At 51.5% G+C, this 16,511-nt stretch carries 14 protein-coding genes and 1 pseudogene; 8 read left to right on the plus strand and 7 right to left on the minus strand.

What is annotated here, in order from left to right; genetic code table 11:
• Positions 1-769, plus strand: a 769-nt coding sequence (locus AC1W8Y_RS14325; RefSeq protein WP_482015176.1) for an acyltransferase family protein, incomplete at its 5' end; no start/stop codon positions are given.
• Here AC1W8Y_RS14325 and AC1W8Y_RS14330 read toward each other — a convergent pair.
• Genes AC1W8Y_RS14330 through AC1W8Y_RS14340 form a run of 3 tightly spaced genes read right to left on the minus strand, consistent with a single transcriptional unit; the run spans position 766 to position 3,118 of the window.
• The gene (locus AC1W8Y_RS14330; RefSeq protein ID WP_482015177.1) at positions 766-1,803 is read right to left on the minus strand and encodes a hypothetical protein; all 1,038 of its coding nucleotides are present in this window, start codon (positions 1,801-1,803) and stop codon (positions 766-768) included. The genes AC1W8Y_RS14325 and AC1W8Y_RS14330 overlap by 4 nt on opposite strands.
• A gap of 21 nt (positions 1,804-1,824) precedes the next feature.
• A complete protein-coding gene (locus AC1W8Y_RS14335; RefSeq protein WP_482015178.1) occupies positions 1,825-2,244 on the minus strand; it encodes a divergent PAP2 family protein in 420 nt (139 codons plus the stop codon).
• Positions 2,245-2,251: 7 nt separating this feature from the next.
• Positions 2,252-3,118 (minus strand): decaprenyl-phosphate phosphoribosyltransferase, encoded by an 867-nt coding sequence (locus AC1W8Y_RS14340; protein WP_482015179.1) that lies wholly within the window; start codon positions 3,116-3,118, stop codon positions 2,252-2,254.
• Between the two features lie 37 nt (positions 3,119-3,155).
• Here AC1W8Y_RS14340 and AC1W8Y_RS14345 point away from each other — a divergent pair, with 37 nt between their 5' ends.
• From AC1W8Y_RS14345 to AC1W8Y_RS14355, 3 genes are read left to right on the plus strand one after another with little or no spacing between them, the layout of a single operon-like run.
• Positions 3,156-4,586, plus strand: coding sequence for an FAD-binding oxidoreductase (locus AC1W8Y_RS14345; RefSeq protein WP_482015180.1), 1,431 nt, complete (start codon positions 3,156-3,158; stop codon positions 4,584-4,586).
• 15 nt (positions 4,587-4,601) lie between these two features.
• Entirely contained in the window at positions 4,602-5,351 is a 750-nt protein-coding gene (locus AC1W8Y_RS14350) for an SDR family NAD(P)-dependent oxidoreductase (protein ID WP_482015181.1), read from the plus strand.
• A 30-nt stretch (positions 5,352-5,381) separates the two neighbouring features.
• Entirely contained in the window at positions 5,382-6,956 is a 1,575-nt protein-coding gene (locus AC1W8Y_RS14355) for a hypothetical protein (protein ID WP_482015182.1), read from the plus strand.
• Between the two features lie 15 nt (positions 6,957-6,971).
• On the opposite strand, the gene AC1W8Y_RS14360 is transcribed toward AC1W8Y_RS14355, so the two are convergent.
• Genes AC1W8Y_RS14360 through AC1W8Y_RS14370 form a run of 3 tightly spaced genes read right to left on the minus strand, consistent with a single transcriptional unit; the run spans position 6,972 to position 11,457 of the window.
• Positions 6,972-8,216 (minus strand): glycosyltransferase family 4 protein, encoded by a 1,245-nt coding sequence (locus AC1W8Y_RS14360; RefSeq protein ID WP_482015183.1) that lies wholly within the window; start codon positions 8,214-8,216, stop codon positions 6,972-6,974.
• Positions 8,213-10,402 carry a bi-domain-containing oxidoreductase gene (locus AC1W8Y_RS14365; RefSeq protein WP_482015184.1) on the minus strand — a complete coding sequence of 730 codons (2,190 nt, stop codon included), beginning with the start codon at positions 10,400-10,402 and terminating at the stop codon, positions 8,213-8,215. Before AC1W8Y_RS14365 ends, AC1W8Y_RS14360 begins: the two co-directional genes overlap by 4 nt.
• The gene (locus tag AC1W8Y_RS14370; RefSeq protein WP_482015185.1) at positions 10,402-11,457 is read right to left on the minus strand and encodes an NAD-dependent epimerase/dehydratase family protein; all 1,056 of its coding nucleotides are present in this window, start codon (positions 11,455-11,457) and stop codon (positions 10,402-10,404) included. The genes AC1W8Y_RS14365 and AC1W8Y_RS14370 overlap by 1 nt, the downstream gene beginning before the upstream one ends.
• 305 nt (positions 11,458-11,762) lie before the next feature.
• On the opposite strand from AC1W8Y_RS14370, the gene AC1W8Y_RS14375 reads away from it, so the two are divergent.
• Positions 11,763-13,643 carry a hypothetical protein gene (locus tag AC1W8Y_RS14375; protein WP_482015186.1) on the plus strand — a complete coding sequence of 627 codons (1,881 nt, stop codon included), beginning with the start codon at positions 11,763-11,765 and terminating at the stop codon, positions 13,641-13,643.
• A 38-nt stretch (positions 13,644-13,681) separates the two neighbouring features.
• Here AC1W8Y_RS14375 and AC1W8Y_RS14380 read toward each other — a convergent pair whose 3' ends face one another.
• A complete protein-coding gene (locus AC1W8Y_RS14380; RefSeq protein ID WP_482015187.1) occupies positions 13,682-14,539 on the minus strand; it encodes a class I SAM-dependent methyltransferase in 858 nt (285 codons plus the stop codon).
• 127 nt (positions 14,540-14,666) lie between these two features.
• Here AC1W8Y_RS14380 and AC1W8Y_RS14385 point away from each other — a divergent pair, with 127 nt between their 5' ends.
• From AC1W8Y_RS14385 to AC1W8Y_RS14395, 3 genes and pseudogenes are all read left to right on the plus strand, one after another.
• Positions 14,667-15,662, plus strand: coding sequence for a glycosyltransferase family 2 protein (locus AC1W8Y_RS14385; RefSeq protein WP_482015188.1), 996 nt, complete (start codon positions 14,667-14,669; stop codon positions 15,660-15,662).
• Between the two features lie 9 nt (positions 15,663-15,671).
• Positions 15,672-16,346, plus strand: a complete 675-nt coding sequence (locus AC1W8Y_RS14390; RefSeq protein ID WP_482015189.1) for a TylF/MycF/NovP-related O-methyltransferase — start codon at positions 15,672-15,674, stop codon at positions 16,344-16,346.
• Positions 16,347-16,353: 7 nt separating this feature from the next.
• A pseudogene (locus AC1W8Y_RS14395) lies at positions 16,354-16,511 on the plus strand (PA4780 family RIO1-like protein kinase); the annotation flags it as partial.

The raw sequence follows: 16,511 nt of genomic DNA on the forward strand, positions 1-16,511 counted from the left end.
ATACATATTGCTTCGTATCGCCCGTATTTGGCTACCCTATGCCGTTCTCTGGCTATTTTTAGCGTCGTCGATTTACATCGTTAGACGAACGCTAGATACTTCGCAATGGGCTGGATTTTTTCTTCTGCCTTTCGGGCAATCCCCGTCGCTGGTGCCGCAGGGTTGGACGTTGTCCATTGAAGTCGTGTTTTCTTCATTGCTGCCAATCGTTACGTTTGTCTGCCGTCGGGTCGGTGTTTGTTTTGCGCTGCTGTTGCTCGGTACCGGATTTTTATCTGGTTCAGCTCAATTTATATTTCACTTCGTGCTGGGCTATATGGTTTTTACGCACAGCCCAACGTTTAAACCAACGTGGGCTTATTTGATTTTTATCATTGGCGTATTTTTATACACCCTGAAGCTTGATTTTTATCATCTCGATCAAGTCTTGAGCGGTTATGAAAGCATCATCACGGCCTTGGGTACCGGTGCAATGCTGATCGGTATTCAGAACTCGGTTTTATTGAAACAATTATTAAGTGCTAAAAAATTGAGATATCTGGGCAAGATCTCTTACTCAGTATATTTGACTCATTTTTTCTTGCTCTCTATCCCTATCAAAGCGCTGATGACCTTCATTCGTCAGGTCGGCATTTTCAGTGATAACGTACTTTGGTTTGGTGGATTAGTGTTGGCCGTATCTTCCGTCATCGTGTTTAGTGCAGGGTTTCATCGTTGGGTAGAAACACCCTTGGTCGATTATGCAAAAAGACGATTGAAAAATACCTAACCAACGACAGCGGTTCTATTGTTGCCCTTCGCTTTAAATGCTGTCGAAATGACAGTACTTAAAAAATAAACATAAGCTGCTGGGATGACGATATAAAAAACCCTCGCCCCGTCGATGGTGAAAAACAAAGCCGTGTAACCGATCACTAACGAAAAGAGTGCGGCTAAAGCAAGTAAGAGGCGCTTCTTGAGTAGCCAATAAGCTATCAGCATGCAGTAGAGCAACAAGAGAGAAACCCCCGGGGTGAGCCAAAAGGTGCGACGGCTTAAAAAGTAACGAGCTTTGAAGAAAGAGAGATCTTTGCCCAGCACCCAATCCACGCGGGTTTCAAGTTTGTAATCGAAGTAGAAGTACCAGAGCTGTAAAAATAATTTGCAGGCGATGAGAGCACCTAAACAATAAGCGATGAACCTCAGGCGTTGAGATAACGGTGCTTCAGTCGTCGAACAAAAGACAGCGACCATCAAACAGCCTGACGCAAGCACCGTTGAACTGAAGTGAGATAGGCCAGCAAAAAAAATGAAAATCGCGGTGACGAAAGGCTTCTGCATGAGCGCTGACAGCCCAGCCAAACATAACAAAGCGATGGTGAGGGGGTCGGGAAACCCCAGTGTGTAGGCCCACAGATATTTAAACGTCACGGCAAACACCACCATGAACGCGACTGAGCGCCACGGCGATTGCCACAAGGTGTAAGCGTAAAGCGTGATCAGTGGAAGCAGGCAAAGATTCAAAGCGACGCAGAAGCCCTCGTACACTCTGGGCGTTTCATTGGCCCCGAGTAGCTTCGCCACCAAAGGTAGCAAAACCGATTCGGCTGAATATTCTGTGTGCGCGTCGAAGAGCGTTCTGGAGAAAAATGAATACCACTCGGTGGGCGGTGCGTCGTTGGGGAACGCATTGATGACATGCCCAAACGAAAAGAAAATCACGCCACTGAGCAAGGTGCTCAACAGGATCAGATACAAAGGCGTTCGATGGCTCATCGCCACCGTTGTTGTGGTGGACGGATGTTTGTCTAAGGTTGAGGTCACGGTTGAATACTTTGGGTCACGTTAATTCAAGTAGCGTCCGATCAACCACCCAACCACGATACCCAAGAGCGCACCCGCCAAGATCTCTGTTGGTGAGTGACCCATACGCTCTCTGAGTGTTGGTGTTGATGCCACTGAATGGGCGTTAAGAGAGTTGATCGCTACGGCGTGCTTGCCGATCTGCCTTCTCAAGCTGCTGGCATCCAGCATCACAATAAACGCTAGGGCAACGGCAACGCCTAAGGCTGGGTCCTCAAAGCCTTGCTTGCAAGCGATCAGCGATGCCATGCTGCAAACGATAGCAGAATGATTACTGGGCATACCGCCATACCCAATCAGGCCAAAGGCAAGTTTCTTCGCTCGCGCACTATTAACGGCGAATTTCAGTGACCCGGCAATCGCCCATGTCACGAACGGGGTAAAGAGATAAGCGTAGTGCATAGCAACCTTACTTAGCTGGCCATAAAGCCCAAACACACATGCCAACCCAGACAATCACCGTGCCGAATAACGGGGCGTCTCCGAGTAGTGCATCTGTCGGTGATTCGCCGGCATCGAGCGCATCAACCACATACCAATAACGAAATAAACCAAACAGCACGACGGGTACGGTGACGACTAACTCGGGCCGGCTCGACATGACGAACATACTATAAAAAATCAGTGCGCATGTCGCAGACATCTCAGCATAACGGTCTATCAAGGGCTTCGTATATTTTTTTAGTACTTCTCGCCCCTCAGTGCCGCTTAAATTCAGTTCTTGCCCCCGCTTGACGGCGGCGAGGTACAAAGCAAGACATAAGGTCGTCACAAACATCCAGCCAGAGATCGGGACGCTCAAGGCAATCGCCCCCGCCCATACCCTTGTGACAAAGCCGATGGCAATCGTAAAAATATCCAGCACCGGTTGGTGTTTGAGAAAAAATGAATAGCTCAAATTCAGGGTTAGATACCCCGCGATCACATAGATGACCCGAGGCTCGATAAACCAGCCCAGGATGAGCAGGCTGTATAGCACCGCGAGCAAGAGCAGCGCTTGGCTCGGGGTGACATGCCCGGCCGCGAGCGGGCGCGTGCGAGACTTCTTCGGATGTTGCCGATCGCGTTCGATATCCTGCAGATCGTTGACAATGTAAGCAGCCGATGACCCAATACAAAAAAGGATCAGGGCAATCAATGCCCGACTAATTGCCTGAGGGTCGAGAAAAGACCCGGTAAATATGAGCGGTGCAAGAACAAATCCGTTTTTCACCCACTGTTTTGGACGCGTTAACTTGAGTAATCCAAGTCCGACAGTGCTTGTAGACCGAGCCACTGAGTTATCATGCTTGGGCATTTTAGCCTTGAGGTGATTGATTGAAACTATCTCATTTAAGCCAGATTTTCGCATTATTCGCCTCGTGCGCAAACCTGACCGAGAGATCGTCGCCAGGTCGCTCAATATTCGGGTTGCCAAGGGGGGTGTGGTGAGGACGGCCACGTCTTGGGGGCGTCTTAGTGACGCACCACAGCAGACGATCGATCTGGTTGATCCCAGACCCGCGCTGCTGCAGGCGACATTAGCGAATGCTTTGCCTGGGGTTGCCTATGGTAACGGTCGCAGTTACGGTGATGCGTGTCTGAATCCTGACGGGCATCTCTGGGCCACCCGAGGGTTGGATCACCTGATTGCATTCGACCCTGAGACGGGCCGACTGGTCTGTGAACCGGGTGTTTTGCTCAAAGACATCATGGCGCTGACGGTGCCTATGGGTTGGATGCTACCCGTGACCCCCGGTACCCAAATGGTCACGGTGGGCGGGGCAGTGGCCAATGATGTCCACGGTAAAAATCACCATGCGTTCGGCTCTTTTGGTGACCATGTTGAACAGATACGACTTTTGCGTACTACCGGTGAAGTCATCGATTGCGGGCCAACATCAAAACCTGACTGGTTTGCTGCCACAGTAGGTGGGATAGGGTTGACCGGATTGATCGTGCAAGTCACCATCCAGTTAAGACAAATCCCCAGCGCCTGGCTTGAAGCCGAATCCAAACCTTATTTTGACTTGAGTCAGTTTTTTGCCCTGTCGGATGAGTCTGAGGCTGACTGGGAAAACACGGTCTCTTGGATCGATTGCCTCGATGGCAGCGGGGGGCGCGGTATTTTTATGCGGGCAAACTTCACCGCGATGGATGAGCGAGTGACCGCCGCCTCACCTTCACCCAAGAGCAAGGGCAAAAATGTCCCGTTTGTGCCCCCAGTTTCGTTGATTAATCAATGGTCGCTAAAACCGTTCAACCATTTGTATTTTTGGCATAACAGTCGCAAGACAGGCCGGTCGCTCACCCATTACCAACCTTTTTTCTATCCGCTCGATCATCTGCACGACTGGAACAAACTCTATGGGCCCAAGGGCTTTTATCAGTATCAGAGTGTTGTGCCCCGCGAGGTTGGTCAAGACGCGACCGCGGCGATGCTCAAAGAAATTGGTCGTTCTGGGCAAGGTTCATTTTTAAGCGTATTGAAAACGTTCGGTCAGCGCCAGCCCTTGGGGATGTTGAGTTTCCCCCAGCCTGGGGTCACGCTCGCCCTTGATTTTCCGAACCGAGGCAAACAAACACTGGCGCTGTTTGACCGGTTAGACAGTATTGTGCGTGAGGCGCGTGGGCGAATATATCTGGCTAAAGACGCGAGGATGCCGAGGGATTTATTTGAGGCGGGTTATCCCAGATTGGGTGAGTTTTTAAAATATCGGGATCCTGGTATTCGCTCAGCGATGTCCAAGCGGCTCATTGATTAAGGTAAAGAAATCGTCATGCAAAAGAAAATAGTGATTGTGGGCGCGACCTCTGCCATTGCCACCCACTGTGCGCGGCTTTGGGCCATGACAGGTCAAGCAATCGAGTTTGTCTTGCTGGGACGAGACATCGAGCGGCTCGAACGTCTTGCGACTGACCTCAGGGCGCGCAATCAACAGGTGTCGACGACCGTTCAAGTCGTTGAATTTTTGAATCCAACCCAGATTCAATCGGTGATCGATCGCATCGAAGCGACCTCGTCGACGGATATTGCGTTGATCGCGCACGGCTCACTGGGTGATCAAGAGAGAAGCCAGCGCGATTTGGCGTTTAACGGTGCAGAACTGCAAATTAATGCGCTTTCACCAGTGCTATACGCTGAGGCGTTTGCTCAGCACATGGAAAAGGCGGGTAAAGGCACGATCGCTGTGATGGGATCAGTGGCGGGCGATCGAGGGCGTCAGTCGAATTATGTCTATGGGGCAGCCAAAGGGCTGGTCACGCGCTATGCGCAGGGTTTGCAGCATCGTTTTGCAGGTACGGCCGTTCGCGTTGTGTTGGTAAAGCCCGGTCCAACCGATACCCCCATGACTGCTCATTTGAAAGCGCAAGGGATGAAAATGGCGTCTGTTGAGACGGTCGCAGAAGGCATCGTGGCGGCGATCGATGCCGGTAAGCCGCTGGCGTATGTCCCTGGTAAGTGGGCCTTGATCATGATGATCATTCGCCACTTACCCAACTTCGTTTTTAACAAAATGAGAATCTAATCGTTGGTTGACGTTGAGCGGATATCCCCGATGCGCGCGATCTTTTCGTTTCTCGTTATCGTTGTGGCTGCGGCAGTGGTGTTGTACACGACACCGCACGGCTTAGGGGTCAGCCCAGATTCCGCCTCTTATCTGAAAGGGGCAAGCGGGATGCTCAGTGGGCAAGGGCTCAGCTATTTGAGCACGCAATGGCCGCCGCTTTATCCAGCCGCTGTTGCCGCCTTTGGGGCAGTGTTTCATGCGGATGTGATGTTGGGCGCTCGGGTTCTGAATGCTCTGTTATACGGCCTCAATTACTTACTGCTTGTGACGCTCTTAAAGCGATTTATCCCGTCAGCTGAGTGGTTGGCGGTGGTCATGGCGGCGTTAATTTGCTTGCAACCGCCTCTTGCCTTGATTCATTACTACGCTTGGACTGAGCCACTCTTCATGGCGTTGATGCTTGGCGACATACTGCTGCTCTTGTCGATGCAACAGCGGTCCTCCCAGGCTTGGTACCGAGCGCTGCTGATACTTTTTGCCACGTTAGCGCTATTGACGCGCTACACGGGTTTGGCCATGCCGATGCTGAATGCGGCCGCGATATTTGCTTTTTCGACTGAAGCGAAGATGTGGGTCAGACTGCGTCGCGCGGTTGTCCAGCTACTGATCCCTCTGATGATTTTTGCGCCTTGGACTTTGCATCGTGGTGTCGGTGACAGTGCGGCAACGGCAAGGAAGATTGTCTTTCGCGCCTTGCCGCTGGATACCTTGCAGCATGCCTTGAGCACCATCGGTCACTGGCTGCTGCCGGCTGGTGCAGGCAATGGCACCCACTGGCTAAAAACGCTGGCACCTTGGCTCGGTGCGCTTTTATTGTGTTTGCCGCTAGGTTGCTTGCTATTCGCAGTGCTCTTAAACAAACTCAGCGCGCAACCGTCGCTCAGACAAGGCCGTGCCGGTTTCGCCAGTGAGCTGTGTTCACCCGACCAGATCCCGTTGATGGTGGGGTCAAGTTACGTCCTCATCTACCTGTCATTGTTGTATGGGGCGATTAGCTTTTTCGATAATAAGGTGCCCTTCGATAACCGAATTCTTGCCCCAGTGTTCCCAGTGCTGATGGTGCTGTTGATTGCTAGCGTTCGTCGACTCGCCCAGCCTGTCCTCAAAAGCCTTGGGCTGGCGATCATCGCTTTGATGCTGAGTACGAGCTATTCGTCCTTCAGAGGATGGCTTTTGTTTAGCAAATTCAATGGGATCGAAATCAGTTCAGTTAGCGTACGAACCTCACCCATCCACAATTTCATGCAAACGTGTTCGCGCGAGGCGCGCGTCTTTGCTGATCAACCCTGGAACTTCGAGCTCGACTTTAACAAGAAGGTGCTTTGGTTACCAAACCGAACACTCTACTACCTCGGGCAAACCAATCCTGAGTACCACCAACAAATGGCGCGTCTGGGGCAAGTCGCGGATTTGATTGTGATTGAGAACCCCAACAGTGACGCGATTAACGACGTTGATCAGTTGGACAGCTTTGTGCGCATTAACGAGACGGGCGCAGTGCTGGTTTGGATCAATACAAACGCCACGACAGTGCATTGTCTGAGTGACGTACTTGGCAAATAAGCGTTTGTCGTCTTTTTAGTCGAATGCGTCGGCTGGGGTCAGCAACATCTCTTCAAGTTGGCTGACACAAACCTGTTTAGAGAAATTTGCAATCGCATAGGCTTTGCCAGCGTGACCCAAGGCTTGCAGGTTTTCTTGGTTCGCCAGTAAAGCTTTCATCGCTGCGACACAAGCCTCAGGATGAGCTGAGTCAGCCGAAACCCCACACTGCGCCTCAATTATCAACTGATGACCATCGCTCGCAGCTTGAAGAAATGCTGCGACTGGCAACCCAGCAGCCATGTGCCCTAGGATCTTGCCCGGCACCACAGGGGTTTGGTTTTGCGGGCTAAGGCACACCAAACCAATCGTACAGGCATCCAGCAACTTCGGATAAGCCTCGCGCGACACAAAGCCTTCAAACCGGACATTGTTCAGGTTTTTGCTTTGCGCCAAGGCTTGCAATCGTTGCTTTTCTTTACCATCCCCGACCAACAAAAACAGCAAGTCGGTTTGATCTTGCATTTGCTCGGCAATATCTAAAATCAAATCAAGATACTGCGACGGCCCCATCACCCCCGCAAACACGGCGACATGGCGATGGGTAATGCCCCACTTGCATCTGTAATCATCCTCGGTATCGTCGAGTGCAGCATGGCGGGTGGTGTGGTGGTCGATGTCGACCCAATTGTGCAAGATCCTCAGGTAACGACGGATACTGGGGTGTTCGCGCTCGAGTACCGCTTTATTGCCTTCAGAGTGCACGGTCACCACATCTGAGGTTTGATAAGCGTATTTCTCAAGCGCTTTGAATAACTTGATTTGAAGCGGGCTGCGCAAAATACCCAAATCGATGGCATTTTGCGGGAACAAATCTTGCACGTTCAGCAGATATCGAGCACCCTTTTTTCTGAGCGCGCTGCCTACCAAGGCCAAGGGTAACGGGGGGCTATAGACCACAACAGCGTCGGGCTTGATGCGATATTGTCTGAGCTTGCGCAGAAATTGCCAAGGCATGATCAATTGCGCTAATCCCCGCACGACGTAATTCACGTTGTGATGCGGTAAGGTTTTGACGCGAATGACGCGAATTTCACCCTCAAGTTCTGACTCATCAAAGGCACGCAGCGCGACGGTTTGATCAAGGTTGTATTCAGGCCAAGTGGTGATGACGGTAACCTTGTGTCCCCGATAGGACAGTTCTTGCGCCAATTCGAGCATCAAATGCGACGCCGAGCGAATCTCGGGGGGGTAGGAGTCAGTCACCAGCAGAATATTCACGCTGACAACACCTTCAGGTCGGCGAGTGAAACCGTTTGACCAGATGCCAAGGCTTGTTCGATGGCGAAGATGGCATCCATCGTGCCAAACATTGCGGCGGTCGATACCTCTGGCTCGGTCTTGCCCGCGGCACAGTCAATAAAAGCGTTCAACTCTTGTGCATAGCCCATTTCTTGGCCGCTGGTCTTAAATGTTTCGGTCTTGCCGTTTTTGTGCAATTCGCTCACTCGAAAATCTTTCGACACGATGGTCTTGCCATCGAAGAAGATTTCAGTCATCTCGCGTGAGTACGCTTTATCACCTGAGGCCGAATAAATCATCGTGCCGACTGAGCCATCATCGAGTTTGAAGCTGAGGGCCATGTTGTCATTGTTGACGGCGCTGCTGTTGTCGCCTGAAATCCGCTCTGCGGCAACTCTGATGATGCTTGCGCGCGTCAGGCATTGGATCAAGTCAATGAAGTGCGACATTTCGCCCACCACGCGGCTTCTGCCTTCATCTTCGCTGTGTACCCAATGTGAGGCGGGGACAAAGCCCGTGTTGATTCGCATCTGCAGCACTAACGGCGATTGGCGGGAGGCCAACCACTTCAACATCTGGATGGTGTGTGGCGAGTAGCGACGATTGTGGCCGACAAAGAGAATGGGTAGAGTCGACGCAGCCGCCGCTTGCGCCCGTAATTGGTTGAGCTCATCCGCAGTGGTGCAGAGGGGCTTCTCAAGAAACAGCGCTTTGCCATGTTCAATGGCTTGACTGACGAGTTTGGCGTGATTGCTATGGGGCGTGATCCCGACGACGGCATCAATGTCTGGGTTTTGCCAAACCGCTGATGATTCGGTGGCTTGGTTGGTAAAGCCGAATTTTCTGGCGCTATGCTCAACGCTTGCGCCAGAGCCTGTCACCAGCGTATGCAAAGCAACTTTGGTTTGCGATTGCAACGCGGGCAAGAGCAGGGCCTTACCGAATAAGCCAGCACCGATCACGCCGACTGAAACGGGGTTATCGGCACTCTTTTTGCGGGCGCTTGCGGCAGCCATCGGCAGGTGTCGCTCGATGGCGGTTTGATTCGGATACGCTAGCAACACACCGATAGGCTGCACCAGCTGACCGGCAACAAATTGCGTATAAACGCTTTGCGCCTGATCGATATTGAAACGATGGGTAATGAGCGACTGAACATCGACTTTTTTGTCAGCGATGAGGCGCAGAAACTCTTGCAGATTGCGTTTCTGCGTCCAACGGACTTCGCCAATGGGCAAGTCTACCCCTTCGATCTCATACACCGGATCAACCGAACCAGGGCCCGCCGCTTTCGAGACGACGATGTCGACCTCTTTTTGCCACAGCTCGTTACGGTCTGGGTGAATGTCGGCAACGCCGACCACCACGATACGACCTTTGGGACGAGATAGCTGTACCGCTTGGTCCACGGGGCCGCGATCTTTGGTCGACGCGGTAATGATGATGGCATCTGCCCCCGCACCGCCCGTTATATGATCGCAGAGCGTCTCAAGTTCAGCCGACTCGGTGGTGACGTGTGAAAACCCAAGGCGTCGCGCCAGCTCGGTTTTGTCTGAGGCCGGATCGATTGCAATGACCTCGCAACCATAGGCACGCAGCATTTGAATCGTGAGTAGCCCTAATAGGCCCAGGCCCATCACCACGACCCGTGACCCAAAGGTCAGGTTGGCGCTTCGTATACCATGCAGGGCAATGATGCCGAGCATGCCGAAAGCAGCTTCTTCAAAAGAAACGCCGTTTGGGATTCTGCAGGCCAGATTGACGGGAATAGACACAAAGTCTGCGTGCGAGGCAAAGCCTTGGCCAACACAGGCAACGCGATCGCCAGGTGAAAACTCGGTGGCAGCCAGACCGCATTGCTCAACGACGCCAGCACCGCTATAGCCCAGTGGGGTGGGGGTATCTAAACGACCCATCGCCTCTTGCCAGGTTTTCAGCAGACCTTCTTTTTTCGCTTTATCCCAGGCACGTCGCACCAAATCTGGACGCGCGGCGGCTTTGCCCAGCAAGGATTTGCGACCGAGCTCGATTGTCGAACGCTCTGTGCCAAGGCTGATCAGAGAGTTTTGATGACGCACCAGAATTCTCTTGCTGCCGCATTGAGGCACCGGTACATCACGAAGCGCCACCTCACCCGTCTTGTAACTCTGGACGACCTGCTTCATTAACGATCGTTTCCTTGGCGGAGCACGTAGTTTTTGACGGCTGACGACATCCCTGGCGGGAATTCAGCGTCTCTGCAGATGTTGTCCCAATTCGCTTTGAACCAGTCAATGGTGGTGCGCAAGCCGTCTTCAAAGCTGGTCTGTGGGTTGTATCCTAAGAGATCTCGTGCGCGATCAACGCTCGCGAGCAAGCGTGATTTGGTATCCCACTTACGACGATCGGTGTACAACAAACCGGCCGTGTTGCCGGTCAGTTGGTTGATCGTTTCAGCCATTTCCACAATTTCTGTTTCGCGGGCTGAGGCGATATTCATCTCGGCACCAATGGCTCTTTCTTCGATACCGGCGCGCATGAGCGCATCGACGATGTCCATCACATAGGTAAAGTCACGCGTCATCTTACCGTCGCCTGTAATGGGCAGTGGTTGACCCTTCATGGCCCAATAGATGAAATTGGGGATGACGTTGCGATACTGACCGGGGACTTCGCCTGGCCCATAAGAATTGAAAAAGCGTGTCTTAACGATGGGCAGGTTGTAGTGATGCCAATAAAAGTTGCAGTAAAGCTCGCCGGCCATCTTTGAAATTTGGTAAGGGGTCGTCAAGTGCATAGAGACGAACTCTTCTTTGAGCGGAAGCGGGGCCTGCGCGCCATAAATCGCGCAGCCTGAGCCGGCGTAGACAAAGCGCTTCAAGTTGCCCTGCAGCACCGAATACTCGAGCATTTTGACGGTACCTAATTGGCTCACCAACAGGTCTTTTTCAGGGAAATCGACTGAATTTTGATTGGCAAAGAAAGCCGCTAGATGAAACACATATTCGGGTTTTTCGTGAAAAACACGTTTTAAATCAATATCGTTGGTAATGCTCCCGTGCACAAACAGGACGTTTGGCAGATTAGGGATGCTCCATTCGTACGACGCAGAAAGGTCGTCGAGAATAATGACCTTGGCTGCCCCCGCCTCTGCCAACGCTCGCGCGAGGTTGCTTCCGATGGCACCAGCACCGCCGGTGATCAGAATGGTTTTATCTAGGTAGGGTTGCTGTGCGCTCACGCGAAATACCTCAAACTGGTGCGAATTGCTTGGATTGTAACGGTGTCGGCGAGGGCTGAACAGTTTACGGGGTGAGCCTTTGGTTTCGTCCTGCCAAGCGTGTTTGGATGAAGGTGGAGAATATGGCTGCCTAGATGTGTATAAAGTACATACAATTTACGTATTTTCAGCGCATCTAATGTCAAAATAACGAAAAGTGAGATTATGCGCGAAAGCGATGCAAGTTTATCTTTCGGCACTCGACGGGCACGCGTAGAAACTGTCCCTAGAGCCGGTAGATCAGGAAGTAAGGCGAAGAAAAATAAATGAGCTATGTCAAAGTTGCGCTGCTAATCCTGTCATGCTTGGGTTATCTCAAATTTTTTGCTGAAAAGCTTAGGCTTGGCTTTGGCGCCGCCCCCTTTGTTTACTGCTGTTTTGTTGCCATTTTGTTGTATTTGTTCGGTATTTTCGATCTGCTCGTCTGGGGATACTGGCTTGCCACCAGCCTAGGCTTAGCCTTACTAGCTTTTGGGGTCGCGGGCTCAAGGCACCGGTTTTTTGATTTTGCGCGGCCCACCAGCCTGGCACTCGCCGTGGTGTTGCTGATAGTCTGGTTTTATTGGGCGATTGATCGCGACTTCAGGTTTTTGCTTTGGGATGAATTCTCGTTCTGGGCAGCCAGCACCAAGTTGATTTACACGACAGACTCGTTATTTAAAGAAAATTCACCGATTTTTCTCAAGTCTTACCCACCCATTCAGCAGCTGTTTCAATATTACGTGCTGCAGTTCTGCGGATGGTCTGAAAAAACGGCACTGTTTGCTCAAGATATTTGGCTGCTGTCAGGGGTGCTTTGCATGACTGGCCTAGCTCGCGCCGCAACCCCCATCAAGATTGTGCTGTTTTTGTCGATCACGACCCTGATTTACGTCTTTGGTTATTCGTTTTCAAGCCTTTACTCAGACGCGCTGTTGGGGATGTGCTTTGCTGCGGCGTTAAGTTTTGCCGTGAAGTCAGATCGCACTGTCGCGGTGTGGTTTGCTCTGCTCTTGTCAGTTTGCGTCTTGCTGTTGTTAAAAGAGATCGGTATTCTTCTGGCGCTGATCGCGATCTTTGTCTATGCGGTAAACCTCTCGATGGCCAACGCTGGGCAACGACGGTTTTTTGGCGTCCGGGCTCGCACGCGCTTCAGTGGCTTACGAGAAAACTGGCTCAGCATCGTCTCGATGATGGCGGGCATGATCGTGGTCATGCAATCTTGGGCTTGGTACGTCAAAAGCATCGGGGCCACGAGAGCGCTTGCAATACCAGCATTGAAAGACTGGCAAGATGAGTCGCATCAACGAAGACTGCTGACCACGGTCGGTGAGTTTATCCATCGGGTGACGGCAAGTGACTATGTCAGCCTTTCTGTTCCCCTGACGCACTGGCATCCCACCATCTTGATGGTTGCCGGGGCACTTGCGCTGCTCAGTCTGTTTGTGGTTTACCAAGCCCGTTCGCCTCAACGTTTGCTGTGCGGTGTCACGATGGCCGCGTTGTTTGTTGGGTTTTTGGGCTATGCGGCGGCGCTGTTGCTGAGCTACTTGGTCATCTTTACTGAGTATGAAGGCGTTCGACTGGCGTCGTTCGAACGTTATTTGTCGACCTATTTGCTTGCCTGGGCCAGTTTCGTGTTGGTCAAGCTGTTCGACGATCATGATGACCGTTCGTTCAACCTAAAAGCAGTGATTGCCTCGTGCTGCCTGGTTACCCTGACTGGGCTCAGTAGCGGCCAACTCCTGACAGAGCTGGGTGGGATCAAATCCGTTGGGCCTGACAACGCCTTACGACAACAGATCGAAGGTTTCGCTGACCAAGTCAAACAACACGTCAAGCCAAACGACAAGATTTATTTCATTGCTCAACAGTCAAATGGTCTTGAGCGCGTCATGTTCTATTACGCCATGCTGCCGAACACGATCTCGATGTCTTGGTGCTGGAGTTTAGGTGAAAAATATTTTGAAGGTGACGTCTGGACTTGCCAGCAAGCACTGAGTGGCCTGCTCAATGGGTTCGATTATCTCGCCTTATATCGGGGTGACGATCAATTTTGGGACAACAATAGCGCAATTTTTGATCCAGCCGCTATTGGTGGTGCGCGTGGGTTGTATCAGATCAACCGGCAGAACGATGAACTTCTGTTGACTCGGGTGATGGATTAAGGGCGGTAGATCGCTATTGTGCGCCTTTCAACACTTGGTCACTTGTCTGGCGTTGCGATGACGTAAAGGATATCGCTGGGCAGCAATTTAAGGACAGGGATGGCTGCAGCAACCGCCAGATACAACAAGCCGTTGATCACCGCATGATTGTTACCCACATAGGCGATGCGCTTGTACAAACCATGTAAGACGATGGTCTCTAAACGCCCGTATGTGTGAACCTTGAAACCTGATCTAGCCAACAACGTCGTCAGGGTTTTGCGATTGAAGTAATGAACGTGTGGCGACGGTAGCCCCGTTTGCCATAGTCTATCGAAAAACGATGTGATGCCGAGGCGGCATAAGAAAGTTGCGATGCGATAGAACACCCCGTCTCGATCGGGGACGTTGACTAATAAAATCCCGTTCGGATTCAGGTGGCTTCGCACTGCTTGGAGAGCTGCGCCAATGGCTGGGATATGTTCAATCACATCGTTAAACGTGATCACATCATAAGTGTCGCTTGCCTCAAGCGCCTCGGGGAAATACCCGTACCGTAGCGGCAACCCCCGCTTTGCCGTTTGCTCGTAAACCGCCCGGTCTGGCTCAATCCCCTCTACGGTGAATTGATCGCGTGCGATATCTAAAAACCAACCATGTGCGCAACCAACATCCAATAGGGTGGATCCTGCCGGCACGTACTTAAGGATTTGCTTGGTCAAGGCACGAAAGTTCAGTTGCCGAACCTGCATGAGCCCCGTCGAACGCGCGGCTTCGTTCAGTTCGGTCGAATGGTGCGCACCGTTGATGGTTGGGGTGAGCGACGCGCTTTCGTAATGGCAGGCCCGACACACCTTGTGCCAGTCGCGCAAGCCAACCACCATGGCAGTGTCGCAGCAAATACAGTGATCAGTCATGCGGTAAATACGAAAGTCGTTAAACTTGTATCATAACCGCTTGAACAAAGTGGCTAATAGCGCTTGAGCGCGCTCATCGGCGAGCACAACGCCAATATTAGTCAGGCGCAGTATTTTTTAGGGCAACATGTACGACACCGCACAAAACCCCTGTATCGCTGTCGTGATCCCGTGTTTTCGGGTGGCCAAGCACATCCTGCAGGTCTGTCAATCTATCCCGGCGATGGTCGCCCTGATCTATGTGATTGATGATGCCTGCCCCGAGCGGTCAGGACAGACGGTGCTCGACCGTGCCAACGACTCGCGGATAAAGGTACTGTTTCACGACCATAATAAAGGCGTTGGGGGCGCCGTCATGACGGGCTACCAGGCGGCACTCGATGATGGCGCAGACATCATTGTCAAGATTGACGGTGATGGGCAAATGGATGCGTCACTGATCCAGTACTTTATTCAGCCGATTGTGTCTGGCCTTGCGGATTACACCAAAGGCAACCGCTTTTATGATTTAGCCAGCTTGAAAAGCATGCCGAAAATTAGAATTTTTGGCAATGCGGCGCTGTCCTTGTTGAACAAGTTGTCGTCAGGGTATTGGACTATTTTCGATCCCACGAATGGTTACACGGCAGTGCATGCCAATGTCTGTCGTCGTCTGCCGTTTTCAAAGATTAGCAACCGATATTTTTTTGAGACAGATATGTTGTTTCGCCTGAACACACTACGTGCGATGGTGATGGATATCCCGATGGATGCGCGTTACGAGTCTGAAATCAGTAACTTGAAAGTCTCGGATATTGCGGGCGAGTTTTTCGTCAAACACTTGCGTAACTTCTTTAAAAGAATTGGCTACAACTATTTTTTACGTGATATGTCCATCGGTTCGATTGAACTGCTCTTTGGCGTACCGATGATGCTGTTCGGCGTGCTTTTCGGTTTGCATGGCTGGTTTTTGTCATCTCAAACACTTGTACCCGCCTCGGCTGGCACGGTGATGATCGCTGCAATGCCAATTTTGCTTGGTATGCAGCTTATCTTATCGTTTATTGGACATGACATTGCCTCTGTGCCTCGCCATGCGATTCATCGGCTCTTACAATCCCACTCAATTAAACATTTACCCTGACGATAATCCATGAACTCCCTGTTAAAGCCAGTCAAAGAAACCCTTAAGTCCATTGCTTTTAGACATCTCGGATTGGGCGCACCCACTTATCCCTACTGCATTGAGCCCATTCAGCTGGCAACGTTGATTAACCAGTTCGAACGGGTCAAAGACGTGGAGGGTTGCGTGGTAGAAATTGGGGTTGCGCGAGGGATGACGTCGCGATTTTTGGCTGAACACATCAAGAATCAAAAGCTGGCCGAAACCACACCCTATTACGCCATTGATACCTTCGAATCGTTTACGAAGGCGGATCTTGACTATGAGGTTCAGTCGCGTGGCAAAAACTTGCTCGATCTAAGAGGTTTTGAGTACAACGATTTTGAGGTTTGGAAAAAACACTTTGCGAGCTTCCCCTTTGTGCGTGCCATTAAATCGGATTGCTCAACCTTTGATTACACCACGTTAGGCCCAGTGAAATTGGCGTTTCTGGACGTGGATCTTTATCTTCCGATTAAAAAGACCTTGCCAATGCTCTATGACGTGCTGGTCGACGGTGGATCGATTGTGATTGACGATGTGCTCAACAACACGACCTACGATGGCGCTTATCAAGCCTACATGGAGTTCTGTGAAGAGCGCCATATTGAAGCCACGGTGATCGGTAACCGCTGTGGCTTGGTAACAAAGCCGGTATCTGGTTGAGTTTGCATTGAAAGTCCCCAAACGCCTGGCGCCGCTGCTAGAAGAAGGCCTGATCGACGAGGTCTTGTCTCAGCTCATGAGCGGCAAAGAAGCGACGGTCTATATCGTTCGCTGTGGCCAGCATATCCGCTGTGCCAAGGTCTATAAAGACGTCAAGCAAAGAAG

It is taken from the genome of Jezberella sp. (assembly GCF_964834465.1).

Excerpts from the sequence above, each read along its gene's own strand:
- AC1W8Y_RS14335 (WP_482015178.1), bottom strand. The coding sequence starts at position 2,244 with ATGCACTACGCTTATCTCTTTACCCCGTTCGTGACATGGGCGATTGCC.
- AC1W8Y_RS14350 (WP_482015181.1), top strand. The coding sequence starts at position 4,602 with ATGCAAAAGAAAATAGTGATTGTGGGCGCGACCTCTGCCATTGCCACC.
- AC1W8Y_RS14390 (WP_482015189.1), top strand. The coding sequence starts at position 15,672 with ATGAACTCCCTGTTAAAGCCAGTCAAAGAAACCCTTAAGTCCATTGCT.
- AC1W8Y_RS14375 (WP_482015186.1), top strand. The coding sequence starts at position 11,763 with ATGAGCTATGTCAAAGTTGCGCTGCTAATCCTGTCATGCTTGGGTTAT.
- AC1W8Y_RS14365 (WP_482015184.1), bottom strand. The coding sequence starts at position 10,402 with ATGAAGCAGGTCGTCCAGAGTTACAAGACGGGTGAGGTGGCGCTTCGT.
- AC1W8Y_RS14355 (WP_482015182.1), top strand. The coding sequence starts at position 5,382 with ATGCGCGCGATCTTTTCGTTTCTCGTTATCGTTGTGGCTGCGGCAGTG.
- AC1W8Y_RS14385 (WP_482015188.1), top strand. The coding sequence starts at position 14,667 with ATGTACGACACCGCACAAAACCCCTGTATCGCTGTCGTGATCCCGTGT.
- AC1W8Y_RS14380 (WP_482015187.1), bottom strand. The coding sequence starts at position 14,539 with ATGACTGATCACTGTATTTGCTGCGACACTGCCATGGTGGTTGGCTTG.